The following is a 25057-nucleotide window of genomic DNA, read 5'->3' on the forward strand; positions in this document are numbered from 1 at the left end:
TCCGGCAGTGCTCAGAAGTCGAGCAGCACCGCGCCCCAGGTGAAGCCGCCACCGACGCCTTCGAGCATCACCGTGTCGCCGGCCTTGATCTTGCCCGAACGCACGGCCGTGTCCAGCGCCAGCGGAATGGAGGCGGCCGAGGTGTTGCCGTGCTGGTCGACGGTGACGATCACCTTGTCCATCGACAACTTCAGCTTCTTGGCCGTGCCCAGCATGATGCGGATATTGGCCTGGTGAGGGATCAGCCAGTCGATGTCGGCATCGCTGCGCCCTGCCTTCTCCAGCACCGAGCGCGCAACCTTCTCGAGCACGCCGACGGCCAGCTTGAAGACAGCCTGTCCGTCCATCTTCAGCAGCGGGTCGCCGAGCACCTGGCCGCCGGAGACCGTACCCGGCACGCAGAGGATGTCCACATGGTGTCCATCGGCATGCAGCTCGGTCGAGAGGACGCCCGGCGTGTCGCTCGCGCCCAGCACCACGGCGCCAGCGCCGTCGCCAAAGAGCACGCAGGTGGTGCGATCCTTGAAGTCGAGGATGCGCGAGAAGACCTCGGCGCCGACGACCAGCGCCTTCTTCGCCGCACCGGACTTGATCATCGAGTCGGCCACCGTCAGCGCGTAGACGAAGCCGGAGCAGACCGCCTGCACATCGAAGGCCGCGCTGCCGGCCACGCCGAGCTTGCGCTGCAGAATGCAGGCGGTGGATGGGAAGACCATGTCGGGCGTCGAGGTGGCGACGATGATCAGGTCGATCTCGGCAGCGTCGACGCCGGCAGACTGCAGCGCCGCCTGCGCGGCGGGTAACGCCAGATCGCTGGCGGTGACGCCCTCACCTGCGAAGTGTCGCGCTCGGATGCCGGTGCGCTCGACGATCCACTCGTCGGAGGTTTCGATGCCGTCGCGCGCGAGTTCTGCGGCCAGGTCGGCATTTGTCAGTCGCCTCGGCGGCAGGTAGCTCCCTGTGCCCAGGATGCGCGAATAGCGCGGCGAATTCGGGATGGTCATGCAGCTTGATGGGCGGCCGCAGCCGCCTTGTCTCCTGCATCGACGACCGATGCGGCAGAGCCGTCAGGGGCGCTGCCGGCAGGCATGGCCTGCAAGGTCGCGATGATGCGGTCGTGAACCCGGTCGAGTAGCCGGTTATAGGCCGCATCATAAGCCCTGTTGAGAGCCTGCTCGAATGCGAAGGCGTCCGCCGAACCATGACTCTTGAACACCAGTCCGCGCAGACCCAGCAGCGCCGCGCCATTGAAACGACGATGATCAATCCGATGCTTGAAGCGCTTGAGCACCGGCATCACGAGCAAGGCAGCCAGTTTGGTCAGCGCGTTGCGACCGAACTCCTGCTTGATGAAGCTGACGATCATCGAGCCCAGCCCTTCCGCGGTTTTCAGCGCCACGTTACCGACAAAGCCATCGCAAACGACGATGTCGCTGGAGCCCTTGAAGATGTCGTTGCCCTCGACGTTGCCGTAGAAGTTCAACTGACCCGCCGCTGCCGCTTCACGCAACAGCTCGCCGGCGCGCTTGATCGTCTCGCTGCCCTTGATGGCCTCTTCGCCGATGTTGAGCAGGCCAACAGTGGGATTCTCCTTGCCGTCCACAGCCGCCACCAGCGCACTGCCCATCACTGCAAACTGCAGCAGATGCTCGGGGCCGCAGTCCACATTGGCCCCCAGATCGAGCACCGTGGTGTAGCCGCCGGTCTCATTGGGCATCACGGTCGCGATCGCCGGGCGATCGATACCTTCGAGCGTCTTCAGCAGATAGCGCGCCACGGCCATCAGTGCGCCGGTGTTGCCCGCCGAAACACAGGCGTCGGCGGCCGGCGCAGCGCCTTCCGCCCCGGCCTTGAGTTGGCCGATGGCCACGCGCATCGATGAATCCTTCTTGCGACGCAGCGCCACCTCGACCGGGTCGTCCATAGTCACGATCTCGCTGGCCGGCACGATGCGGCAGCGCGGCCACTGCGCGGCGGCAGCCAAGGCGCCAGGCAAACCGACAAGCAGCAGTTCGGCCTGCGGGTGGCGCGCCAAAAAGGACTGACAGGCCGGCAAGGTGACCGACGGACCATGGTCGCCACCCATGCAATCGACGGCAATGCGCACCGGCACCGATGCGCGGGAGACAGGACGGTTCATCGAAGCTTCAGCGAAGTGGCTCACAGGGCGGCTCGCTCCGCGCCGGAACAGGAGCCGACCTTACGCGAGCCCCCGGCAGCGAACAAGCGGGCGCACCCGCAGCAGGATTCGGCAACAGCAACACGAAAGCCCGACACCGCATTCTCAGCAGTGCCGGGCTTCGCATGCATTCATCGCTTGTCTTGAAGCCGCGCGCCTGGCGCGGCCTCCCGACTTCAGGCGTCGGCCTTGGTCTTCAGGACCTTGCGGCCACGATAGAAGCCGTTGGGGCTGATGTGGTGACGCAGATGCACCTCACCGGTGGTCGGCTCGATCGCGGTACCCGGGTTCACCAGGGCATTGTGCGAGCGGTGCATGCCACGCTTCGAGGGCGACTTCTTGTTTTGCTGAACGGCCATGATGTTTCTCCTTGGTTCCGGTGTCTGTTACGGCGGTTGAGGCCAGCCTTCGATCCCAGCAACGCGAGCTCGTCGCCCAACGCCGCTTCCGGCCCCGACCCCCGGCAACCAAGGTCTCGCGCACCATGCGCTCAAGTACATTTCGCAGCCAGGCTGCCCTGCACTCTTGACCCTCAGACCGGGGAAAGCCCGAAATTCTAGCACGGTCGATCTCGGGGACCAAGCCGCAGCACGCGAATCGCGATGCAGCCTACTGCCTGGTCTTCTTTAGCGCAGCGAGGGCGGCGAAGGGGTGCGGCCGCTCGTCGCTCGGCGCCTCGTCTTCTGCGTCGGCACTTGACGTGCCCATTGGCAAGGGTTGCGGACACTCCTCGTGACGCGGAACCAAGGGCAACTCCAGCAAGAGCTCATCCTCGACAAGTTCCAGCAGGTCGAGCCGCCCGCCAAGCGAGAGCACGTCATCATCGCTCTCAGCGTCGAGGCTGGCGGCCAGCTCCTCGTCGCGCACGAAGCGGAACCAGCGATCGATGTGCAGAGGCAGCTCCACCGGCTGCAGGCAGCGCTGGCAGCTCTGGCTGACCTGGGCCTGCACGCTCAAATGCAGCCACAGCTCAGGCTCGGCAGCGCGCCGCTCGCGCAACTCCGCCCGCGCCGCCCACTGCACATCAGGCCAGCCCGCCGCCGAGGCCTCGGCGGGGGCGCCGTCAGCCAGGCGCTCCAGCAGAGTGGCCGGCCACCGCCCATGCAGGTCCTGGCCATCACGAGCCATGGCCTGAACATCGAGTTTGCGCGGATCGAGGGGGCGGGATTTGCCGGTGCTGCTTTGACTCATTCCCGAAGTGTAAGAGGCTCACTGGGGCCGCGCCTGGCCGATGGGACAATGCCCGCCATGTCTGCCGCCCCGCCAACCAACAGCACGCTGATCCTCGCCTCGACCTCGATCTACCGGCGGGAACTGCTGGCACGCCTGCACCTGCCGTTCGAGGTCAGCGCACCGGAAGTCGATGAAGCACCGCTCGCCGGCGAATCACCCGCCGCCACCGCGGCGCGGCTGGCGCTGGCCAAGGCCCTTGCCGTCGCGCAGCGCTTCCCGGACGCCATCGTGATCGGGTCGGACCAGGTCGCTGATCTGGGCGGCCAGGCGCTGGGCAAGCCGGGCACGCGCGAGCGCGCTGTCGAGCAGCTGCAGCGCATGAGCGGCCGCGATGTCGTCTTCCACACTGCCGTGGCCGTGGTTCGACTGCAGTCGGCGTTCCGCGCGCAAGACCTGGCCCCGGTGCATGTGCGCTTCCGCGTACTCGACGACGCGACGATTGCCGATTACCTGGCCCTGGAGCAGCCCTACGACTGCGCCGGCAGTGCCAAGGCTGAAGGCCTGGGCATCGCTTTGCTCGACGCCATCGACTCCGACGACCCGACAGCCCTGATCGGCCTGCCGCTGATCCGCACCAGCCGCATGTTGCGCGCCGCCGGCCTGGCCGTGCCGCCGCGAGGAGCCGCGGCATGAGCGATAAGCGCGGCACGCTCTATCTCGTACCGAACTCGCTGGACTTCGGCGTCGCCGACGCCAGCGTCGATCTGCAGGCAGTGCTGCCCATGCAGGTGCTGCAGATCGCCGCCCGCATCGGCCATTGGGCGGCCGAGAACGCCAAGACGACGCGCGCCTTCCTCAAGCGCGTCGATGCCCTCGTACCGCTGACGCAGCCGCTGCAGCAATTGCAGATCACCGAGCTGCCGCGCCCACCCAAGGGCGGCGCTAGACCGACGCTGGATGCCTCATGGCTGGCCTTGTTGACGCCGCTGCGCGAGGGCCATGACCTGGGCCTGATCTCCGAGGCCGGCCTGCCGGCCATCGCGGACCCCGGCGCACTGCTGGTCGCAGCAGCGCATGCCGAAGGCCTACGCGTGATGCCCCTGTCGGGGCCGAGCTCGCTGCTGATGGCGCTGGGAGCCAGCGGTTTGAACGGGCAGAGCTTCGCCTTCGTAGGCTATCTCCCAGTCGATGCGGCCGAACGTGCCAAACGCATTCGCGAGCTGGAAGCGCTGTCGGCACGCGCTCAGCAGACGCAGCTGATGATAGAGACGCCCTACCGCAACGAGGCGCTCCTCCAAGCCCTGCTCGCCCAGCTCAGGCCGACGACGCGGCTCTCGGTCAGCTGCGCGCTGACGCTGCCGCAGGGCTGGACGCGCACCGCCACCGTCGCGCAGTGGCGCGCCAAGCCGACAGCAATGCCGGACAAGCTGCCGGCGGTGTTCGCCTTGCTGGCGGACTGAGCTAGCAGACAGGCTCCGGAGGGAGCCCGTGGACGCTTAAGGCCACCCCGCAATGGCGCCGGGATCGCGGCGCTGTCGCTTCAGGATTGGGCCGGAACAACGGGGCTGTCCGGCGAGGCGTCCGGCGCAGCAGCCGGTGTGGGTGCCGGCTTGGCACCAAAGAGCGCCGCCACCTTCTTCTTCGGCTTGATATAGGGCGACAGGCTCTTGCCAACAGTAGCCGCCGGTGCCGGCGCACGCTCCCAGGCCGGCTTGTCGCCTGCGGCCGAGGGCTCGTAGGGCTTGTCGAAGAAGGGATCGACGGGCGCCGGAGCCGGGCGGTAGCTGCTGCGCTCGCGCGGCTGCTCGTCACGCGCGGCGCGGCGCGGCTCGTCCTCGCGCTCGGTCCGTTCGCGGCGAGGACGGGACGAGCGATCATCCTCGAGCTCGAACGCCTCCATATCGATCTTGCGCTTGATCAGCTTCTCGATGTCGGCCACCAGACGTGCATCGGCCTTTGTGACCAGCGTGATCGCGATGCCCGATGCGCCGGCGCGTCCGGTCCGACCGATGCGATGGACGTAATCCTCGGCGTTGAACGGCACGTCGTAGTTGAAGACCGCGGGCAGATCGGCGATATCCAGGCCCCGCGCCGCCACGTCGGTGGCAACGAGCAAATCGACCTCGCCGCGCTTGAACGCATCCAGCGACTTCAGACGCTCGTCCTGGCTCTTGTCGCCGTGCAGAGCGGCGGTGCGCAGACCGTCACGCTCGAAAGCGCGGGCCAGGCGGGCCGCGCCCAGCTTGCTGTTGACGAAGACGATGGCCTGCTTGATCTCGCGTTCGCGCAGCATCTGGCGAATGGCGCGACGCTTGTCGTCGTCGTCCATGCTGAAGAAGCGCTGCTCCACCGTCGAGGCCGTGGCATTGGGCCGGGCCACTTCGACCAGCACCGGTTCCTGCAGATAGCTCTGCGCCAAACGCTTGATCTCCGGCGAGAAGGTCGCCGAGAACAGCAGCGTCTGCCGCGCCTTGGGCAGGAAGCTCAGGATGCGCTGCAGGTCAGGCAGGAAGCCGATGTCCAGCATGCGGTCGGCCTCGTCGAGCACGACGTACTCGACCTGATTGAGCACCGCGTTCTTGGCCTCGATATGGTCCAGCAGACGACCCGGCGTGGCGATCAGCACCTCGACACCGGCCTTGAGCTGCACGGTCTGCGGCTTCATGTCCACGCCGCCGAACACGCAGGCCACACGCAGCTGGGTGTGCTTGGCGTAAGCCTTGACGTTGTTGGCCACCTGATCGGCCAGCTCGCGTGTCGGCGCCAGCACCAGGGCTCGCACTGGATGGCGGGCCGGCGATGCGCTGGCGTTCTCATGCTTGAGCATGCGCTGCAGCAGCGGGATCGAGAAGGCCGCAGTCTTGCCGGTGCCGGTCTGCGCCGCGCCCATGACATCGCGGCCGGACAGCACGATCGGGATCGCCTTGGCCTGAATCGGCGTCATGCTCAGGTAGCCCGAATCAGCCACCGCGCGCAGCAGTTTGGCGTCCAGTGGCAGGGTATCGAAGCGTGCGGGTGGCGCTTCAGCGGCAGCAGCGGGGGCCGCAGCGGCCACGGGACTTGTCGTTTCACTCATGGCGGCATTATCGCCGGCCGGCGAGTTCACCCGGGTTTTCCCGCTTCAGGGCCGCTCGCCGCGCTTGAAGACCAGCCAACGCGGCGTGCGGAAGCGCACGATGCGCCAGTAGACCGTGCTATAGCCCACGGCATAGACCACCAGCCAAATCGCCAGCGCCCTGGTGTCGTCCCACCAGATCACCGCCGGGAAGGCCGACAGCGAGCACACCACCCAGAGGTATGGGGCGGTCAGCGAATTGCGCCGCGTCAGCACGCGCGCGTCGCGGCTGCCGATGGCCCAGCGCATCAGGCGACGGTAGATCAGGCTGTGCAGATGCACGCCATCGGGCATGCCCATGGGCCGGCCGCGGATGATCTTGCGCCGGTACATCGAGAACACCGTCTCCACCACCGGATAGGCGCACAGCAGCAGCGGGAACAGCGGCGACACCTGCGAATTGCGGCCGATCAGCAGGATGCTCAGCTCGGCCAGAACGAAGCCCAGGAAGTAGGCGCCACCGTCGCCCAGGAACACCAGGCCCATCGGATAGTTCCAGACGAAGAAGCCCAGCGTGGCAGCCACCGCCAACAAGGCCGCACCCGCAATCCACAGATCGCCCACCTCGACGGCCACGAAGGCGACCCCTGCCAGCATGATCATGCTGCACATCGAGGCCAGGCCGTTGAAGCCATCAATGATGTTCACCGAGTTGGCCACGCCGGCGACAACGAATAGGGCCAGCACGGCGCCCCCCAGCGGGAACGAAGCTATCCAGTCCAGTCCCGGGATGCTGGTGTGGCGAATGCTCGCGTCAAGCAGCCATACGCCCAGCAAGGCCGCCATGACGATCGCGAGCATGCGACGCAGGGGGCTGACGCGCTTTGTCAGATCCTCGATCAGGCCCGAAGCGAAGGCCGGCAAGGAGCACAGTACGAGGAGCAAGAGCGGCAGACGCGCCTCAGGCTGTCGGGTATACCAAATTGCTGCACCAGCAACGAAGCCCAGAAAGATACCCATCCCGCCGATGCGCGGCACCGGACGTGTATGGAACTTCTGCGGCCCCGAGAAGTCATCGTCTGCGACCATGCCCCCCTTCTGGCTGGCAAATCGCACGATGAACAGCGTCAGCACCAAAGCGGTGGCAAAGCTCAGCGCCAGCGCAGCAAGCATATGGGCGAATTCCTTAGGCCCGGCCGAGCAGCGCCGGCCACAGCCGAGCAAGCTTCGCCCGCACACGTCCGTCGTCATCGCCCTTGCGCAGTTGGAAGCGCGCAAGCACCCAGACCATCAGCACCAATCCAGCGCCCAGGCTGGTTCCCACCGCGATCGCCGCACGCTTGGGCTTGCTCTTCTTCTCGGGCAGCTGCGGCGCATCGACCACTTGCGTCACGCCTCCCTCACGGCTCTCATCCACACGCGCCATCTCATACTGCCGGGAGAAGAGCTCGAACAGCGTTTCCTGGTACTTAAATTCTCGATATCGCCCAATGTATCCCGCATCGCTGGCGACATCGCCGTTTGCCTCAATCTTCTGGAGTTCGGCACGCAGCGCCGAAAGGACGGACTGCTGCTGTTGAACCTCTGGCGCGCTGGACGTCATATTGCCGAGCAAGGCACGCAAGCGAACCTCAGCTGCAGTGACCTCGGCCTTGAGCTTCGCGTAGCCCTCGGCGGCCGCCCTCGGCTCCGCCTTGAAAGCCCCCGGCGTGAGGCCACTGGCCTGCAAAGCGGCCTGCGCTTGAGTGAGCTTCCCCCGCGTGTCGGTGAGCAACTTTTCGAAGAAGAGCTTTCGCTGTTGCGCCTCGGTGATGGCCAGCTCCGAGGTCAGCCGGCGGAACTCCTCGATCATGGCACCCGCCATTTCCGCCGCACGCTTGGGATCCTTGTCATCCACCTCGAGCGTGATCAAGCCGTCGCGCCGACCAGCCGTGACGCGCGTGCGGTCCCAGAACACCTGGCGTGCGTCCCGTCGCAGCTCCTCCTCGTAAACATCCAGCAGCTTGAAGCGGTCGATCATCCGATCGGCCAGCGTGGTGCTGCGCAGCAGGGCCACGTAGAGGTCAACGGAGCTGCGCAGGCCACCGGCACCGCCCGCCAATCCGGCCAAAGCCCCGAGCGAGGACAGAGCCGAGGCCGCCATCGATTGCTGCTGCTGCGGCGGCATGATCACGGTTGAGGACGTGAACGTGGGCTTGATCAGGTAGCTGCCCCCAAGTGCCAACACGCCGCAGAGCAATCCGCCCCCCACGATCAGGCGCGCGCTGCGGGCCAGCTCCAGCAGCAGATCCAGGGCGTCGGTCGCATCCGAGGCCGACGACTGTGTCTCTTGATTCGACATGTGATCCACCGCGCCACTCACTTGAAGCTCTTCAGCGCCGCCGCGCCAAGGCCGAACTGATAGAGGATCTGCGCCCAGTCCTTGGTCTCCTGGAGCGAGTTGCTCCTGAACAAGTCCTCCGGCACGAACACGGTGTCGCCAGGTTGCGCCAACAGGTTCTGAACAGCCCCGCCGCCCATCAGCCAGCCGCCGCGCGAACCGCGATTGCTGACCACGCTTCCGTTGGCGCGCATCACAAAGATGCTGTCGGCATCGGCACTGCGCGTGGCGCCACCAGCCATGCTCAGGTACTGCTCTAGCTTGCGCCCTTCAGCGAAGGCAAAGCTGCCGCTGGAGAAGACGCTGCCATAGACACCGATAGACAGCGGCCGCGCAGGAATGGAGAGTCGGTCGCCGTCCTCGAGGGCCAGTGCTGGCAGTGTGGGGCTGTCGGGTTGGAGTGCGAGCACCACCCGACCGTTGGGCTGCACACTGCGCAAGCGCTCGATCAGCTTCAGCTGCGCCAGGCTGCGGGCCACAGTGACATCGGTCGGCGGCGGTGTCCCCTTCTCCTTCTGATTCACCGCGATGCGCGAGTACTCGGTCTCCAGCTCGCGCAGCGTGCGCTCGTAATTCTCCATCTGCTGCAGGCGAACCGACTCACGCGTGAACTCCGCGCCGAACAGATAGGCTTGAGGCGTCGTGCCTCCCGCCGCAGCCAGCGCATCACTCAGCGTACTGCCGGCCGGCAGCACGTAGTCACCCGGCTTCTGAACTTCGCCCTCCACGCGGATTCGCTTGCTCTGCCGCAGCGCCGGGCGGGCCATGTCAGCCATGCTCATCACGCGCAGCACGTCGCCGTTGCTCAGCTTCTGAGCCGCCGCCTCGATCAAGCTGATGTCGCGCAGCGCCTGACCGGCGCGATCATCCAGCCGATGGATCACCGCACTGCTGCGATTGGCCACTGTCGACAAGCCCCCGGCCATCGCCAGCGCGTCCGCGATGGTTTCGCCGTTCTTGAGCTCAAAGACCGCCGGCTTGTTCACGCTCCCGATCACCGCAATCTGCGGGCCAATGGCATTCACGTGGATGACATCGTCGCTGCGCAACACGCGGTCCGCCGTCCGGTCGCCTCGCAGCAGCAGGTCATACAGGTCCAGGGTACTGACCAGCTGACCCTGGCGGCGCAGCTGGATGCTGCGCAGGCTGCCGACCGCAGTGGGGCCGCCAGCCGCCATCAGCGCGTGCAGCATCGTCGAGAGTCCGCTCACCGTCTGCGCGCCAGGATGCTGCACAAATCCCGTAACGTAGACGCGCACGCCACGCACCTGCCCCAGCCCCACGGACAGATCGAAATTGCGGAACTGGGTCGCGACGCGCTGACGCAGCGTCGCTTTCAGGTCGGCATAACGCACACCGGCAACCGATACCGTGCCAACGCGCGGAATCGCGACACGCCCGCTCCGATCGACACTCAGACGCAGATTGCCCTCAACCGACCCCCACAAATTGAGCACGATCTCGTCCCCGGGGCCGATCTGGTAATCGTCGGGCACCAAGCTGACCGGATCGGCCAGCTCAGAATCGGCGGGCGCACGCGGCGTGAGCAACTCAATGCCGAACCGGCGGATGGGCTGATCCTCTTCCGCCAGTGGATCGGTCTTGGGGCGCGTCAGCCCCGCCAGCTGGCGCACGAACTGTTCGAACTCGCTGGGGCGATACCCATCGCGCACAGTCTCGCCATCCCAGGCCTTGCCGGACTTGCCGCTGCGCTCGTCAGCCGCGTTCTTGGTCTCGCGCGCGGTGCGCTCTTTACCTGGCGAATTGAGCGGCTGTGCCAGCCGCACCGGCCCACCCGCGGCAGGCAACTGCTCGTTGGCAATGCCGGGAATCGCCTGCGCCGAGGCCGACGATGCCCAAAGGCCACCCAGACACAGCAGTCCGGCAGGTACAACACGTTGAAATAGACGAACAAGCATGCGTTCGAGAGTAGGCATTGGAAGATGTCGCTCGCGTGTTGCGCGCCATGCACTGGCATGGTGCCGGGTTGGCCGCGATTCTAGCGGCGCACCATGTCCGATCGCTGGTGTATCAAGACGGCTTGCGCCAGACCTTGCGGTTCACGAAACCGGTGTAGCTGACGATGATGCGCAGCACCTTGTCCGAGACATTGGCCGGCGCATAGTCATTCACCAGGCGCAGCAGTCGTTCGTCGCCGCGCGGCTGGCTCTCCAGAATGGCCAAGCCGTCGAGCACGCGCTCCACGTCCAGGCCCACCATCATCACCGCGCCCTCCTCCACGCCTTCCGGGCGCTCGTGCACCTCGCGCAGGTTCAGCGCCGGGAAGTTCAGGATGGAGCTCTCCTCGGTGATGGTGCCGCTGTCCGACAGCACGGCGCGCGCCGAGGTCTGCAGCTTGATGTAGTCCAGGAAGCCGAAGGGCTTCATGAAGTTCACCAGCGGATGCATGGTCTGCTGGGCCAGCAGGCCCTCCAGGCGCTTGCGGGTACGCGGGTGGGTGGAGACGATCACCGGCAGACCGAAGCGCTCGGCCAGCGTGTTCAGGATGCCCAGCAGGCGCTGCAGGTTCTCCGGCGCATCGACGTTCTCCTCGCGGTGCGAGCTGACCACGAAGTACTGGCCCGCCGTCAGGCCCTGGCGCTGCAGCACGTCGGAGGCCTCGATGCCGGGCCGGTAATGCTCGATCACCTCGCGCATCGGGCTGCCAGTGCAGATGACCTGATCCGGCGGCAGGTTCTCGCGCAACAGGTAGTCGCGTGCGATCTGGCTGTAGGTCAGGTTGATGTCCGAGGTGTGGTCGACGATGCGGCGGTTGATCTCCTCGGGCACGCGGAAATCGAAGCAGCGGTTGCCCGCTTCCATGTGAAAGATCGGCACTTTGCGGCGCTTGGCGGCGATCGCGGCCAAGCAGCTGTTGGTGTCGCCCAAGATCAGCAGCGCATCGGGCTTGGTCTGCTCCAGCACCTTGTCGACATTGGCGATCACCTGCGCGATGGTCTCGGCCGCCGTGGTGCCTGCCGCCTCCAGGAAGTGATCGGGCTTGCGGATGCCGAGGTCGCTGAAGAAGACCTCGTTGAGCTCGTAGTCGTAGTTCTGGCCGGTGTGCACCAGCACATGCTCGCAGTGCCTGTCGAGCTGGGCCATCACGCGCGACAGCCGGATGATCTCCGGCCGCGTGCCGACGACGGTCATGACCTTAAGCATTCACGGCCTCCCGGATCAGGTCCAGGCTCAGCAGCACCTGCTTGACCTCGTCCACGCTCAGGCGCTTGGTGTTGTGCGAGGTGTAGTCGTCGATCTCGGAGATCGCGGTCTCGCCCTCGACGAAGTACTTGGCGTAGTTCAGGTCGCGCGAATCGGCCGGGATGCGGTAGTAGCCGCCCAGATCTTCGGAGCGCGCCATCTCCTCGCGCGAGACCAGCGACTCATAGAGCTTCTCGCCGTGGCGGGTGCCGATGATTTTGATCTCGTTGTTCTTCTTCAGCAGCTGCCGCATCGCCTCGGCCAGATCGCCCACGGTCGAGGCCGGCGCCTTCTGCACGAAGATGTCGCCCGGCCGTGCATGCTCGAAGGCGTAGAGCACCAGGTCCACCGACTCCTCCAGCGACATCAGGAAGCGCGTCATACTGGGGTCGGTGATGGTCAGCGGCTTGCCGTCCTGCAACTGCTGCAGAAACAGCGGAATCACCGAGCCGCGCGAGGCCATCACATTGCCATAGCGCGTGGCCGACAACACGGTCTTGGCCGGATCGCACAGGCGCGACTTGGCGACCATGACCTTCTCCATCATCGCCTTGGACATGCCCATCGCATTGATCGGGTAGACCGCCTTGTCGGTGGACAGCACCACTACACGGCTGACGCCCTGATTGATCGCTGCGCGCATCACGTTCTCGGCGCCGATCACATTGGTCTTGACCGCCTCCATTGGATAGAACTCGCAGGACGGCACCTGCTTGAGCGCGGCGGCATGGAACACATAGTCCACGCCCTTGAGGGCGTCGTGCACGCTGTCGTAGTCGCGCACATCGCCGATGTAGAACTTGACCTTGTCGCTCTTCAAGGCGATGCGCATGTCCTCCTGCTTCTTCTCGTCGCGGCTGAAGATGCGGATCTCCGCGAAGTCGGATTTGAGGAAGCGCTGCAGCACGGCATTGCCGAAGCTGCCGGTGCCACCGGTGATCAGCAGGACTTTGTCTTTGAACATGGGAACAACTCTCTGGAAATCTGGGTTCGTCGGGGCTCAGCCGAAATCGCGCATGCGCTGCACCAGCGCGGGCCAGTCGGGCGGCTGGTAGCCAGTGGCGGCACGGAAGCGCTCGGAGTTCAGCGAACGGTCGATCACCAGCTTGTCGTCGGGCGCGATCTCGTTCGTGCGACCGTAGGCCGCGGCCACCAGCTTGAGCAGCGTGTACTTGTCGATCGGCGAAGCGGAGACGTGATAGGTGCCGCGCAGCTCGGGATGCGGTAGCACATGCTGCTGGATCACGCGCGCCAGCTCCACCGTCGGCAGGCCCGAGAAGATGGCCTTGGTGAAGCCGCGCACCGGCCCCGTTTGCGATAGGAACCAGCCCACCAGGCCGTGCGCGCTGTTCAGCTCGTGGCCGATGATGGAGGTACGCAGCGTGATCGCGTTCTCGTAGTCCACCTCACCCATCAGCTTGCTACGGCCATAGAGGTCATAGGCATCCGAAGGGTCGCTCTCCAGATAGCCGCCCTTCTTGCCGGAGAACACGCAATCGGTGCTGACATGCACCAGGCGCGCCCCCGCCACCTGGGCCAGGCGAGCCAGGCGGTGCGGCAGCAGCGCGTTGATCGGAATGGCGGTCAGCGGATCGTCGGCCTCGGCCAGTTGCTTGACCACACCGATGCAGTTCACCACCACGTCCGGCCGCACCTGCGCGAACAGGCGGGTCAGGCTGTCCAGGCTCTCCACGTCGATGCCCGCCACGAACTGCGCCTGCGGCGCCTGGGCCTGCAGGCCCTTCACCGACGCGAGGCTGCGCACCGAGCCGAAGACTTCATAGGCCGGGTCCTGCGCGAACCAGCGCAGCACCGCGTTGCCCAGCATGCCGCTGGCGCCCAGCACCAGCAGGCGTTGCTTGTTCTCATCCATCGTCAGTCTTTCTCTCTCGTCTCTTCTCATCGTCCCTGCATCGCGCGCCGGAACTGCGCGACCAGGGCCTGCGCCAGCTTCTCTGGCGCAAAGTGTTCGTCGTAGTAGCGGCGCCCTGCTGCGCCGAACTGCTGCCGCTGCTCGGCCGGCATGCGCTGCAATTGCAGCGCCGCTGCCGCCAGGGCCCGGGCGTCCTCGGCCGGGCTGCTCAGGCCAGCGCCAGCCTCTTCGACCACCCGCGCGCCTTCGCCGTCCATGGAGGCCAGCAAGGGGCGACCCGCCGCCAGATAGGCCTGTATTTTGCTCGGAATGGTCAGGCTCATCGCCGGGCCCTTGCACAGGCTCACCAGCAAGGCATCGGCCTGGGCAAAGACTGCGGGCATCTGCGCGGGCCCGAAGCGGCCGGGCAACATGACCCGCACGAGACCACGCGCTGCGACCTGCTCGGCCAGCCAGGCCGAGCGTGCGCCGCTGCCGATCAGCCACCAGCGTATCGGGCTATCCGGCCCGAGATGCTCGGCCGCATCCAGCACGGTCTCCAGGGCCTGCACCGTGCCCAGATTGCCGGCGAAGACGATGTTGAAACCCTGCGCATCCAGATGCAGCGCCGGTTCCCCCAGGCCCTCGGGCAAGGTCTCGCGGTCGCCCGGATTGGGGTGAACGGCGACCGGGGTCGCACCCGCCATGGCCCGCACCGGCGCGAGAAAGGCACGCGACTGCACCAGCAGCAGATCGCAGCGGCGATAGATCCAGCGCACCAACAGCGCCACCGCATCCAGAGCGCGACGGTTCTTCACGAAGCCGGTCATCTCCAGGCTGTCCGGCCAGAGGTCCTGCACCCAGGTGACCAGGGCCGCGCCCTTGAGCCATTTCAGCACAATGCCGGCGATCGCCTGCAGGATGGGCGAAGTGCCGTAGACGAAGATCACGTCGAAGCGCTGCCCGCGCAGCGCCCAGGGTCCCAGCACGCTGGCGCAGAACAGGAAGGACAGGTAGTTCTGCACCAGACGGCGCGCACCGCCTGCGCCGCGCGGCAGCAAGGGCACGCGCACGATCTCGTAGCCTTCGCGCCGCTCGCGCTGAATGCCGCCGATGCGGTAGCCGGGAAAGACCTGACCCTCCGGATAGTTGGGCTTGCCGGTGAGCACCGTCACTTCGCAGCCCTGCTCGACGAGGGACTGCGCCACCTCGTTGATGCGGAAGGACTCGGGCCAGAAGTGCTGGCTGAGCAGCAGGACCTTCATGCCTCGATGCAGCCCAGTGCGCGCAAGAAGCTCGCCGCATCAGCCGGCACGGCCGGGTGCTCGGGCTGCTCGAGGAAGCGCCGCACCGCCCGCGCGATGGACACCGGCGACTGCGGGTCGAAGGTCTGCACGGGCTCGCAGACATCGCGCACGAAGTCCAGCTCCGAGGCCACGATGGCGCAACCCTGCGCCTTGGCCTCAAGCAGCGGCAGGCCGAAGGACTCGCCCAGCGAAGGAAAGATCAGCGCCCGCGCCTGACGATAGAGCTGCAGCACCTGCGCATGCGCCATGCTGCCGAGCTGATGGATCTGCAGACCGTGGGTCTGGCTCTGCGCGTCAATCCACTGGCCGAGCGCCTGGTCACGCGCCGAAAGCGTCAAGGCCAGGCTGGGGCGCAAGCCCTGCTCGGACAGGCGGATCCAGGCCTCGACCAAGCGGCGGTGATTCTTGTGCGCCTCGCCATCGGCGACGTAGACGAAGTCGTAACATGGTGCGGCGACATCAGTGGCCAAGGCCGCAGCGGGCGCAGGTACGAAAGGCAGCACCTGCACCGACAGGCCGGCACGATCGCTGCCCCACCATTGCCGCATAGCTTCGGCCATCGACGGCGTCTGCACCCAGTAGGTATCCACAGCATGACGGCGCCAGCGGCTCACCGCCTGCTCGAAGCGCAGGCGCTGGCGCGTGCGCCAGGCGAAAGCCGACAGCGGGACCTGGCCGAGGTAGTTGCGGTTCTGCTGAAAGACCTCGATGCGCGCCGCGCTAGGCAGCAAGGGTGGCAGGCCGTGAAAGCACAGCACACGGTCGTCAGCTCCGGCCGCGCGACGCAGCGACAGTTCGGCTGACAGGCGCGAAGCCGCCCTGGCCTGCACCCAGCGCACGTCAGCCCCCGACGGCAATGCCAGCTGAGCACGCGCGCGCTCGTCCAGCCAGGCCAGCAGCGGAGCGTCCGCAGGCCAGGCGGCCAGCAAGGCCTTGAGCAGCACCAGCCCGCCGCCGGTATGGACATTGGGCGCATACAGCAGCAGGCGCCCGCGCGAAACGCTCACGCCTTGGGACCCTGGTAGACGTCCTTCTTGCCCAGCCCCTGCGGCGCGATCGCGCGCAGCGCCTGGCGCAGGCCGTTGTCCACCCGCGCCAGCGCGCGCTTGAAGGGCTGATCGGGCCAGGCACTGAAGGAGGTCACGTTGAAGTAGTCACTGCCCGTAGGCGAACGCGACGAGAAATAGTAGTTGGACACGCAGCAGCGCACACGGTCGACCTGCACCGGGCTGACAGAATGCCAGGAGGTCGGCGTGGTCTCCATCAGTGCCAGGCGGTTGAAGCGGCTGACGATGGTGGCGCGCTTCTTCACATCGCGGTCCCACAGCTCCAGATTGCCGCCGTTTTCCAGCGCCCAGTCGGGACTGACGTAGTACAGCAGGTTCAGCGTGCGGTAGTAGCGCCGCGTGGCTTCGTGCGAGTTGTCGATGTGCGGCCCTAGGAAATGGCCCTTGACCATCGCACTCAAGCCGCCGGCATAGAGCGTCGAATCCGGGATCTGCTCCTTGATGCCGGTGATGCGCTCGACCACGGCCACCACGCGCGGATCCTGGACGGCGAAGGTGATCTCGGCCATCAGCGGGTCGAACTGATCGAAGGACTTGGACGTGTACTTCTTCTCGCGAAAGCTGTCCATCAGGCGCATGGATTCCGGCTTTGGAAACTTCGCGTAGATCGCCTGGGCCACCTCGGCGGGCAGCAGGTCGTCCAGCGCGCAGTAGCGCACGCCGACCTCGCTACGCGAGGCTTGGAAGGCATCACGCAGCCCCGATTCCTGCGCTTCGAGTCGCTGCAGGATCAACGCGACCAGCTGTTCGCGGCTGTAGGCAGGAGCTTGACTAGGCTGCATGGGGAGTCACCTGAAAGACAATAGATTCAACGAACGAGCCAAAGCGGCACGATCCGCTCGTACGGCAGTGGCGGCGAGAAGAAGTTGGAAAGCGGGTAACGCATCAGCGTGTTGACCAGCGCAACTGACAAGAGCAGGGCAAGCATGCCTACCCGCAACCCATGGCCCAAGCTTGATTGCCTCATCGCAGTCGACAGTGTGACCAGGATGACGATCACAAACTGCCAAGCGCGGTCACCTACGGCCGACAGCTCCGTGCCGAACAGCAGCAAGGCCAAGGCCGGCAGGGATGCGTACAGCGAGCAAACCCAGATCCGAGCGGCAAGTCGCTCCGCAGTTGTGCCGGTGCGCAGGGACGCAGAAGGTGCACCCAGACTCGTCAGCACAGCGGACGCAACGAAAACGGTCGACAGCACCGACACCAGATTCAAACCCACAGCACCCGAAGTCTGCCCCGAGTAGTCATCCAACTTGGACACATCCAGTCCGCCCATCAAGCCACCAAGCATCAAGGTGCCTAGCCCGGCCCCAGCCAGCACCAGCAGCGCCAGCCAGCGCATACGCAGCCAACGTTGCGGCACAAGCAGGAACAGCATGAAGGGTATGACGAACAAAACCGCCTGCAGATGCTGGCTCGCAGCAGCCACTCCCCCCAACAGAGCAAGCAACCAGCGGCGCTCACGGACCATCAGCAGCGCCCACAGCGTCAGCGACAGGGCTACGCCAGCGCGCAGGGCGTTCGCCTCAAACAAGGTGATGGCATAGATCTGGATGGCAATCAGCCAGCCCCATTCCAGCCCGAGCCGGCGCATCGCAAAAGTCCTCAGCCCCACCGACAGTGCGCCGATGAGTGCATAGGTTGCGTCGGGTGGAAGCCAGAGCAACAGGGCCTTGGTCAGCGCGGCGAAACCCAGCTCGAAGGCACCGCCGCCAGGGACGAAGACATAGGGGAAGGTCACGGGCAGCAGTTCCATCAACGCCGCCCACTCAACGTCCTGCAATGCCCGCAGATAGCTTTGATAGTTGGCGAAGTCGTAGGAGAACGATTCGCCCTGCGCAAACAACAGGCGGATATAAACCAGCAAGCCCGCCAGCAGGGCGACTGGCCAAGCCAGATCCGTTTTCCTCGGCATCACCTCAGACCGCCTTCGTTCGCGCCCGCATCTGATACCAGACCCGGCGCGCGAACCCTACAAGCAGCTGCCGCCAGACCGCCGACTCCAGCGCCAGCGCCGGCCGCAGCCCCAAGGCCTGCGCGAACCGGCGCAGCGCGGCCCCGACGCGGCCGGACTGTGCATGGTTCTTAGCTGCCAGCGCCCGGGCGCGCGCCAGCGCACGCACCGCCTGCGCGGGCTGGCCCCGCCCGGCCCAATGCTGATCGACCACCTGCACGATCTCGTCGGCGCGCTGCGCAGGCATCACGCGAAACGAGGCCGAGCCCTCATGAATGCGGTACTCGGCCAGGCTCTCGGCCACCCTCACGAACGGCCCCTGCCGTTCAGCGCGCAGCCAGAACTCGAAGTCGGGCACCTGGCGCAGCGACGGGTTCCAGCCCCCGGTGCGGTCGAAGACCTGGCGGCGGAAGAAGGCGCCCGGCCCAGGCTGGCAGACCAGGTCCACACAGAGGCGCTCGGCGCTGAATTCCTCGGTCCGCGACTCGCGCAGGCGCCGCCCAGCGGCATCGATCAGCCAGAAGTCGCAGTAGGCCACGCTCGCATCCGGTCGCGCCTGCAAGGCGCCGACCATGCGCGACACCGCCTGCGGCAGCAGGCAGTCATCGGAGCTGAGGTAGGCCAGGATCTCGCCCCGCGCCAAACCCCAACCCCGGTTCAGTGTCGCAGCCTGGCCGCTATTGGTCTGAGTCAACACTGTGACGCGGCCGGGAAACTCGGCAGCCACGCGCTGCGCGACGGCCAGCGAGTCGTCGCTGGACCCGTCGTCGATCACGATGTACTCGAGCGCCGGGTAGTCCTGGGCAAGCACACTGCGCATGGTCGCTTCCAGGTACTCGGCCTGGTTGAAGGCCGGCGTGACGATGCTGACGAGAGGCGTTGGGTTCATCGGTCCGTTCATGGGGCTCGCCGCAGCTCGGCGCGCAGGGATCGCGCCATTGTCGCCGCAGCCGCAAGCACACCCAGCAGCCAAGCACCGCGCCACAACGGCTCCGCCCAGGCCGTGCCGGCAAAGGCAAGCGCCGCGCCAGCCAGCGGCCAGACCCAGACCGGCAGCGCGGCGCTTGCCGCCTGATCCGCGCCCTGCGCGCGGCGCTCGCGGCGCACCAGCCAGAACAGCAGGGCCGCATCTGCGCTCATGCGCAACAGCCAGGCCAGGGCTGCGCCCAGCAGCCCCCAGCGGCTGCTCAGCCCCCACAGCGCCAGCAGGAACAACGGCAGTTCGAAGCAATGCAGCAATGCCGGCGCACGGAAATGTCCGGCGCCATGCAGCCAGGTCAGCGGCACATGGGCCAGGCAGTTGATCAGGATGCCCAGCGCGAAGACCTGCAGGATCAAGGTGCTCTCGCGGGCGAAAGCCGGCCCCAGCCAGGCCTGCAGCAGCTCGCCAGAGAACAGGGCCAGCCCCGCGGTGATCGGCAGCAGCACGATGAACAATGCCGCAACGGCGCGGTCGTAAAGCCGCCAGGACGAGCCATCCTGCTTGGCCACTTGCGCCGCAAAGGCCGGGAACAGCACCGCCGTCAGCGCACCGGGAATGATCCAGAGCTTGGTGACGATCTCCTGCGGCGTCGCGTAGTAGGCCACGGCTGCGGCTGACACCGCCACGCCGATGACGAAGCGGTCCACATAGCCCATGAAGGGGCTGACCACATTGCTCAGCGTCAGCCAGCCGCCCGAGCTGAGCAGTGGCCTCAGCCATCGCCTGTCCAGATGCAGGCGCCCGCGCAGCTGCGGCAGCTGGCGCCAGGCCAGCCAGGCGTGCACTGCGGCCGCGAGCACGCGCCCCAAGGCCAGCGCCACGGTAATCAAGACCAAGTCCGGCCCCCAGACCACCACCACCAGCCAAGGCCCAGCAAAGGTCCACAAGCCCATGGGCAGGCGTATGTAGTTCAGCGCCTCGAAGGCGTGGCAGGCCTCGAGCATGCCGCGCAGTCCAGCGGTCAGCACGATCAGCGGCGTCGCCAGACCCATCACCAGCGTGGCGTTGATGGCCTCGCGGCGATCCGGCAATTGCTTGATCAGGTCCACGCCCCAGGGCGCCAGACCCATCATCAGCGCGCCGCCGACCACACCGACCAGAGCCATGAACAGCAGGGCGCTGGCGCACAGCGGCCCGACCTCGGCATCACGGCGCTGGTCCAGCACGATGGCCAGCTGCTGCGTCAGCGCACGCCCCAGCCCGAGGTCGAACAGCCCGAAGTAGCTCGTCACTGCCCAGATCAGCGTCAGCAGGCCAAAGCGTTCAGGCCCCAGCGCCTGTACCAGGGCCGGGATGGACAGCAGCGCGAACAGCAGCGGTGCGCCCAGGCCCAACAGGTTGAACAGAGTGTGGCGGGCGAGCTTCAAGGGGGAGAAGTGGCAGCCAGTCACGGGACTGACACGCCCAGGATGCTCAAAGGACGCGGATTGTACGAGGCCGGCTGCCAGCGTCGACGCGGCGGGCCGGCTGATAACATACAGAGCCTCGAATGCCAGGTCTGAGTCACTGTTCGGCCCAGTTCAGTCCACAACGGCCCAGTCCCTCATAGCCCCGAGTTCCGCCTCATGCCTCTTCTTCGCTACGCCCTGATGGCCCTGCTGCTTTGGGTGGTAACCACCGGCAATGCCTATGCGTACATTGACGGCGGCTCGGCACACCTGATCATTCAGGGCCTCATCGCGGCCGCCGTCGGCGCGCTCTACTACCTGCGCAACCCCAAGGAAGTCTGGCGCGCCATCAAGCGCCGGTTCGGCAAGGACCGCTCCTGATGAGCGTGAGTTTTCGCGATCCGTCTGGTCATGTGGAAGACGACGGATCGAGGATCCTGCGCCATGTGCAGCCGCATGCGGTGGCCGAGACCCGCAGCCTCTTGGCGAGCGAACTCTATGCGTCGCTGCGCGGAGATGGCTGGTTGATCCCAGCGACGGAGCTAGCTAGTGACGCACCTGATGGACTGCTGCTGGAGCATGCTCGAGTGCGCTGGCCCAGCTATCCGTTCGAGTGGACGCCCTCGATGCTTGCCGATGCTGCATTGCTGACCCTGGACATTCAGTCCCGCGCCTGGCTGCAGGGCTGGACGCTCAAGGACGCAGCAGCGAACAACATCCTCTTCGATGGCCCGACGCCGCGGTTCTGCGACCTGCTCTCGCTGCGCCAGCGCAGCAATGCGGACACCCCCGGTTGGGAAGCCTACGGTCAATTCGTGCGCCACTTCGTGCTGCCGCTGCTGGCCGTGGCAGAGCTGGGACGCAGTCCCCGCGACATCTTCCTGGCCCACAGAGACGGCCTGAAGGCAGCCGAGGTCTCTGCCTACGTGCCATGGCACGCTCAGCTGAGCCTGGCCATGATGCTGCACGTGCGCATGCCCGCGCGCCTGGAGCGGCGCCGCATCGTCCACACGCAGCAAGCCAGGGCGCGGACAGAGCGGCCGGGCAGCGCAGCCGACGGCACGCCCTGGCTGCTGAACAATCTGCGCGGCTTTGTGCAAAGGCTCGCGGCCTCCTGTCGCGGCACCAGCACCTGGAGCGAGTACACCGTCAACCGCGATCACTACGGCAACGCGGAACTGCAGGCCAAGCGCGCAGCCGTCAGCACGCTGCTGAGTGAGCGCCACTACCGGCAAGTGCTCGATGTCGGCGCCAATAGCGGCGAGTTCTCGCGCCTGGCCGCCGCCCAGGGTGCGCAGGTGCTGGCGCTGGACGACGACCTCAATGCGCTTGACGATTTGCACCGCCAGGCCCGCACCGAGCAACTCAGCATCCAGTGCCTGCACGCCAATATGGCGCGGCCAACGCCAGCAACTGGCTGGCGCTTGTCTGAGACGCTGCCGCTGCCGCAACGCCTCGATCAGCAGTTCGATCTGGTGCTGATGCTTGCCGTCGTACATCACCTAGCGGTGACCGAGCGCCTTCCTCTGGCGCAGATCTTCGAGACGATGGCGAGCTATTGCCGAGAGCACCTGCTCATCGAGTTCGTGCCCCGTGACGATCCGCGCTTCATTGAGATCGCCGGTGCAAACCTCGGGCTCTACGAGGGATGGTCGCGCGAGGCGTTCGTAGCAGCTGCCTCGCCCTGGTTCAGCGTGGCGCAAAGCATGCGCATCTCTGACCAGCGCGAGCTGTTGCTGATGCAGCGCCTGCCTGCCCGCTCCTGATGGCTGCACTGCGAACAGCGATGGGCCAAGGACTGCGCTATGCCCTGTTGGGCCTGATCGCGCTGACTGCCATCGCCCTGTCAGAAAGCATCCTGCAGAGCCGGGCCTCGCTCTATCTCGCCTTCGCGCCAGGGGCCTACCTGCGAGAAGGCAGTGCCTTGCTCGGCATACTGGTCACGCTGGGAATACTTGGCGCGCTGCTGGACCAGGACCAGCGACCGCGCTGGTTGGCAGGTAGTGCTCGCGCGCTGCTACTGGCGCTGCTGTTCATCGCGTTGTTCCAGATCTTCCGGCGCTCGCTGGCTGCCGGACTGGCGCTCAATGGTCTGCTCAAGATTGGCCTGCTAGTCGCTTGCGTGCTCGCTGCCGCCCTGGTGGTGTGGCGCCTGCGCGTCGAATCTCAGTGGCGGCTGGCTTCTGCTTCTGGTCTGGCCATGCTGACGATGTTCGCCTTGCAGCCTGGCATGCCGGGCTATCTACTGAACCTGGCGCACACGCGCAACGCTGCAAGCCCAGCCACTGCACCAACGGCTAAACCATCGCTGCGACGCACCTTGGTTCTGGTACTCGACGAGTGGGACCTGGAGATTGCAAATCGCACAGGCATCTTCCAACAGCCACCTCTACGCGAAATGCTGGCGCAAAGTCTGTTCGCCGAGCAGGCTATGCCTGCAGGGCCCAACACTCTGGCATCTATCCCAGGTATGTTGCAGGGGCAGCGATTCGGCCAGGTGATGTCGGGGGGGGCAGGTTATCTGCGCGGCCCCGGTAAGCGACGCTTCGACAGCGAGCACGCAGGTCTCTTTGGCGATCTCGCTGCTGCGGGGGTGGGCTACGGCGTCGTCGGCTTTTATCACGACTACTGCGCCGTCGCTGTCGGCGCGCGGCGCTGCCATGCCGAGCCGGTGCAGTTCTTCCCAGGCTGGTGGTCAGCCCTGTCGCGCAGCATCAAGCGCACCCAGGAGTTTGACTACCCCTACTCCGATTTCCTGCGCCAATGGAGCGCCACTCTGGCCAGCTTGCGAGAGCAGGCCAGGCTGACTCTGAACGATCGGGGCAATGAGGTCATCTGGCTGCACCTGAACGTGCCGCATCCACCAGTCGCACTTGCAGGAACACCAGCACAAAACCTGAAGCAGGACTATCAGGCCAACCTGGAGTTGATGCTCAGCATCATCGACGAGCTGCGCGAGTCGCTGCGTCAAGGCCAGAACGATGTGGCCATGATCCTGACCTCAGATCACTGGCTGCGCGAACGCGAGCTGTGGTCGGGCATCTACGAGCGTCAGCGCGGCCCCGGGAGCGGCACAGTCGGCAAGAGCGCAGACCAGCATGTGCCATTCATCGTCTGGTTCGGCGAACCCGGTACCGCTGCCGTCCAGTATGGTGGACCGGTCTCGACCACCGTTGTACGCGAGCTTGTGCCTGCGCTAGCGCGACGGCAGCTGAACTCACCGGCCGATGTGGCAGCCCTGCTGAAGGCACGTGCCCAGCGCATCGGGGATGCGGAGAGTCGCCCCTTCGACAACGAATCAGACCGCGCCGCTATTCATTGAGGTGATTGCCATCATCACTGACACCATCAGCACACCGATCACTGCGCCGATCACCAGGATCGCCACCGGCTCGATCAGCGCCATCGCCTGCTTCTGACGCTCGCGCGCCGTGTCGGTCTGCATGCTGCCCAGCGAACTGAGCATCGCATCCAGAGTGCCCGAACGCTCGCCCACCTTGATCAAATTCAGCCGAGCCGGAGGGATCCAAGGCGAATGGCACAGGCAGTCGTAGAGGCTGCGCCCATGCTCCAGTTCGCGCGCGGCTGAGGTCACAAGCAGCCGAAAGTCCTGCAGGCCGATCGCACCGACCGAGAGGCGCAGCGCATCGAGCAAGGACACACGGTTGCGCAGCATGGTCCCCATTAACGTGGCCCAGCGCCCCACTTCGGCATCGCGCAGCCAGGGTCCGAGCAAGGGTGTCATCGCCAGCCTATCCATCAGCGCTTGCCGCAAGCCCGGACGCGTCAGCGCCACGGTCAGTCCCATCAGCAGCGCCGCGCCACCCATGCCCAACCAGAGCAGATTGGTCTTCATGAAAACGGCTGTCTCGATTACCCACATCGAGAACTCTGGCACATTGCCGCGCGAGCTCTTGAGCAGGGGGGCAAATCGCGGGATGACGCCGATGAAGATGATCAACACGGCAGCCAGCCCCGCAGTGACCAGCACGGTGGGATAGATCAGGGCGCTGCGCACTTCAGCGGCGGTCCGGCGCGACAGCTCCAGTTGCTCTGCTGCGTCGCTCAGAGCTGCGGCCAACTGCCCGCTAGCCTCGCCCACCTTCACCAATGTCAGCAGATGCTCGGGCAGCCCAAGACCGCTAGACACCAGAGCATCGAACAGACTCTGGCCTGACCGTACCGCAGTCAACGCACGCGACATGCTGGCGCCTACTCCGCTGGCCGCATGACCTGCAGCCAGGGACTCAAGCGCTTCGTCGAGTGCGACGCCTGCCTTTAAGAGAGTGCCCAGCTCGCGCAGGCAGACCACACGGTCGGCCACCGTGATGGACCGCTTGCGGCCCGATGCCGTACCCGTCGCGACGCCCCCTGGTATGGCGGACTTGATCTGCAAAGGCCGCAGGCCTTGGCGCAGCAGGTCACGCGCGGCATCGGCTTCGCTCGCAACGTCCAACTGGCCGGAGATGATCCGACCCGAGGCATCCTGCGCACGGTACTTGAAGGTCGGCATGAC

The 25057-nt window shown here is 66.0% G+C and carries 23 protein-coding genes; 5 read left to right on the top strand and 18 right to left on the bottom strand.

Going from position 1 to position 25057, the window contains the following annotated elements:
- Positions 1-11: 11 nt before the first annotated feature.
- The 4 genes from AC2EBS_RS13140 to AC2EBS_RS13155 all read right to left on the bottom strand — a co-directional run bounded on the left by AC2EBS_RS13140 (position 12) and on the right by AC2EBS_RS13155 (position 3370).
- Positions 12-1004, bottom strand: coding sequence for a beta-ketoacyl-ACP synthase III (locus tag AC2EBS_RS13140; RefSeq protein WP_484728873.1), 993 nt, complete (start codon positions 1002-1004; stop codon positions 12-14).
- Positions 1001-2113, bottom strand: coding sequence for a phosphate acyltransferase PlsX (plsX, locus tag AC2EBS_RS13145; protein ID WP_484729137.1), 1113 nt, complete (start codon positions 2111-2113; stop codon positions 1001-1003). The genes AC2EBS_RS13140 and plsX overlap by 4 nt, the downstream gene beginning before the upstream one ends.
- Before the next feature lie 242 nt (positions 2114-2355).
- Positions 2356-2538, bottom strand: a complete 183-nt coding sequence (gene rpmF, locus AC2EBS_RS13150) for a 50S ribosomal protein L32 (protein WP_133604370.1) — start codon at positions 2536-2538, stop codon at positions 2356-2358.
- A 250-nt stretch (positions 2539-2788) separates the two neighbouring features.
- On the bottom strand, positions 2789-3370 hold the full coding sequence (locus AC2EBS_RS13155; RefSeq protein WP_484728874.1) for a YceD family protein: 582 nt from the start codon (positions 3368-3370) through the stop codon (positions 2789-2791).
- A gap of 57 nt (positions 3371-3427) precedes the next feature.
- Between AC2EBS_RS13155 and AC2EBS_RS13160 the strand changes: the two genes are divergently transcribed.
- On the top strand, positions 3428-4045 hold the full coding sequence (locus tag AC2EBS_RS13160) for a Maf family protein (RefSeq protein ID WP_484728875.1): 618 nt from the start codon (positions 3428-3430) through the stop codon (positions 4043-4045).
- Positions 4042-4812, top strand: coding sequence for an SAM-dependent methyltransferase (locus AC2EBS_RS13165; RefSeq protein ID WP_484728876.1), 771 nt, complete (start codon positions 4042-4044; stop codon positions 4810-4812). The genes AC2EBS_RS13160 and AC2EBS_RS13165 overlap by 4 nt, the downstream gene beginning before the upstream one ends.
- An 80-nt stretch (positions 4813-4892) precedes the next feature.
- On the opposite strand, the gene AC2EBS_RS13170 is transcribed toward AC2EBS_RS13165, so the two are convergent.
- The 13 genes from AC2EBS_RS13170 to AC2EBS_RS13230 all read right to left on the bottom strand — a co-directional run bounded on the left by AC2EBS_RS13170 (position 4893) and on the right by AC2EBS_RS13230 (position 20520).
- Positions 4893-6428, bottom strand: a complete 1536-nt coding sequence (locus AC2EBS_RS13170) for a DEAD/DEAH box helicase (RefSeq protein ID WP_484728877.1) — start codon at positions 6426-6428, stop codon at positions 4893-4895.
- Positions 6429-6473: 45 nt separating this feature from the next.
- Positions 6474-7580: an MraY family glycosyltransferase gene (locus AC2EBS_RS13175; RefSeq protein WP_484728878.1), complete on the bottom strand. Its 1107-nt coding sequence runs from the start codon at positions 7578-7580 to the stop codon at positions 6474-6476.
- 13 nt (positions 7581-7593) lie between these two features.
- Positions 7594-8748 carry a Wzz/FepE/Etk N-terminal domain-containing protein gene (locus AC2EBS_RS13180; RefSeq protein ID WP_484729138.1) on the bottom strand — a complete coding sequence of 385 codons (1155 nt, stop codon included), beginning with the start codon at positions 8746-8748 and terminating at the stop codon, positions 7594-7596.
- 17 nt (positions 8749-8765) lie between these two features.
- The gene (locus tag AC2EBS_RS13185) at positions 8766-10724 is read right to left on the bottom strand and encodes an SLBB domain-containing protein (RefSeq protein WP_484728879.1); all 1959 of its coding nucleotides are present in this window, start codon (positions 10722-10724) and stop codon (positions 8766-8768) included.
- 94 nt (positions 10725-10818) lie between these two features.
- Positions 10819-11952 carry a non-hydrolyzing UDP-N-acetylglucosamine 2-epimerase gene (gene wecB, locus AC2EBS_RS13190; protein WP_484728880.1) on the bottom strand — a complete coding sequence of 378 codons (1134 nt, stop codon included), beginning with the start codon at positions 11950-11952 and terminating at the stop codon, positions 10819-10821.
- Complete coding sequence (locus AC2EBS_RS13195; RefSeq protein WP_484728881.1) at positions 11945-12955, bottom strand: SDR family NAD(P)-dependent oxidoreductase; 1011 nt, start codon at positions 12953-12955, stop codon at positions 11945-11947. Before AC2EBS_RS13195 ends, wecB begins: the two co-directional genes overlap by 8 nt.
- 36 nt (positions 12956-12991) lie before the next feature.
- On the bottom strand, positions 12992-13864 hold the full coding sequence (locus AC2EBS_RS13200; RefSeq protein WP_484728882.1) for a dTDP-4-dehydrorhamnose reductase family protein: 873 nt from the start codon (positions 13862-13864) through the stop codon (positions 12992-12994).
- Between the two features lie 26 nt (positions 13865-13890).
- Complete coding sequence (locus AC2EBS_RS13205) at positions 13891-15108, bottom strand: glycosyltransferase family 4 protein (protein WP_484728883.1); 1218 nt, start codon at positions 15106-15108, stop codon at positions 13891-13893.
- Entirely contained in the window at positions 15105-16157 is a 1053-nt protein-coding gene (locus AC2EBS_RS13210) for a glycosyltransferase (protein WP_484728884.1), read from the bottom strand. Before AC2EBS_RS13210 ends, AC2EBS_RS13205 begins: the two co-directional genes overlap by 4 nt.
- Positions 16154-16999, bottom strand: a complete 846-nt coding sequence (locus tag AC2EBS_RS13215; RefSeq protein ID WP_484728885.1) for a 2OG-Fe(II) oxygenase — start codon at positions 16997-16999, stop codon at positions 16154-16156. Before AC2EBS_RS13215 ends, AC2EBS_RS13210 begins: the two co-directional genes overlap by 4 nt.
- 26 nt (positions 17000-17025) lie before the next feature.
- Positions 17026-18132 carry an EpsG family protein gene (locus AC2EBS_RS13220; protein ID WP_484728886.1) on the bottom strand — a complete coding sequence of 369 codons (1107 nt, stop codon included), beginning with the start codon at positions 18130-18132 and terminating at the stop codon, positions 17026-17028.
- A gap of 4 nt (positions 18133-18136) precedes the next feature.
- On the bottom strand, positions 18137-19060 hold the full coding sequence (locus AC2EBS_RS13225) for a glycosyltransferase family 2 protein (protein WP_484728887.1): 924 nt from the start codon (positions 19058-19060) through the stop codon (positions 18137-18139).
- Between the two features lie 8 nt (positions 19061-19068).
- Positions 19069-20520: a flippase gene (locus AC2EBS_RS13230; protein WP_484728888.1), complete on the bottom strand. Its 1452-nt coding sequence runs from the start codon at positions 20518-20520 to the stop codon at positions 19069-19071.
- 222 nt (positions 20521-20742) lie between these two features.
- On the opposite strand from AC2EBS_RS13230, the gene AC2EBS_RS13235 reads away from it, so the two are divergent.
- From AC2EBS_RS13235 to AC2EBS_RS13245, 3 genes are read left to right on the top strand one after another with little or no spacing between them, the layout of a single operon-like run.
- Positions 20743-20922: a hypothetical protein gene (locus tag AC2EBS_RS13235; protein ID WP_484728889.1), complete on the top strand. Its 180-nt coding sequence runs from the start codon at positions 20743-20745 to the stop codon at positions 20920-20922.
- Positions 20922-22307 (top strand): class I SAM-dependent methyltransferase, encoded by a 1386-nt coding sequence (locus AC2EBS_RS13240; protein ID WP_484728890.1) that lies wholly within the window; start codon positions 20922-20924, stop codon positions 22305-22307. The genes AC2EBS_RS13235 and AC2EBS_RS13240 overlap by 1 nt, the downstream gene beginning before the upstream one ends.
- Positions 22308-22327: 20 nt before the next feature.
- Entirely contained in the window at positions 22328-23863 is a 1536-nt protein-coding gene (locus AC2EBS_RS13245) for a sulfatase-like hydrolase/transferase (protein WP_484728891.1), read from the top strand.
- On the opposite strand, the gene AC2EBS_RS13250 is transcribed toward AC2EBS_RS13245, so the two are convergent.
- Positions 23840-25054 carry a type II secretion system F family protein gene (locus tag AC2EBS_RS13250; protein ID WP_484728892.1) on the bottom strand — a complete coding sequence of 405 codons (1215 nt, stop codon included), beginning with the start codon at positions 25052-25054 and terminating at the stop codon, positions 23840-23842. The genes AC2EBS_RS13245 and AC2EBS_RS13250 overlap by 24 nt on opposite strands.
- Positions 25055-25057: the final 3 nt, after the last annotated feature.

This window comes from Roseateles sp. T103, from assembly GCF_057219915.1.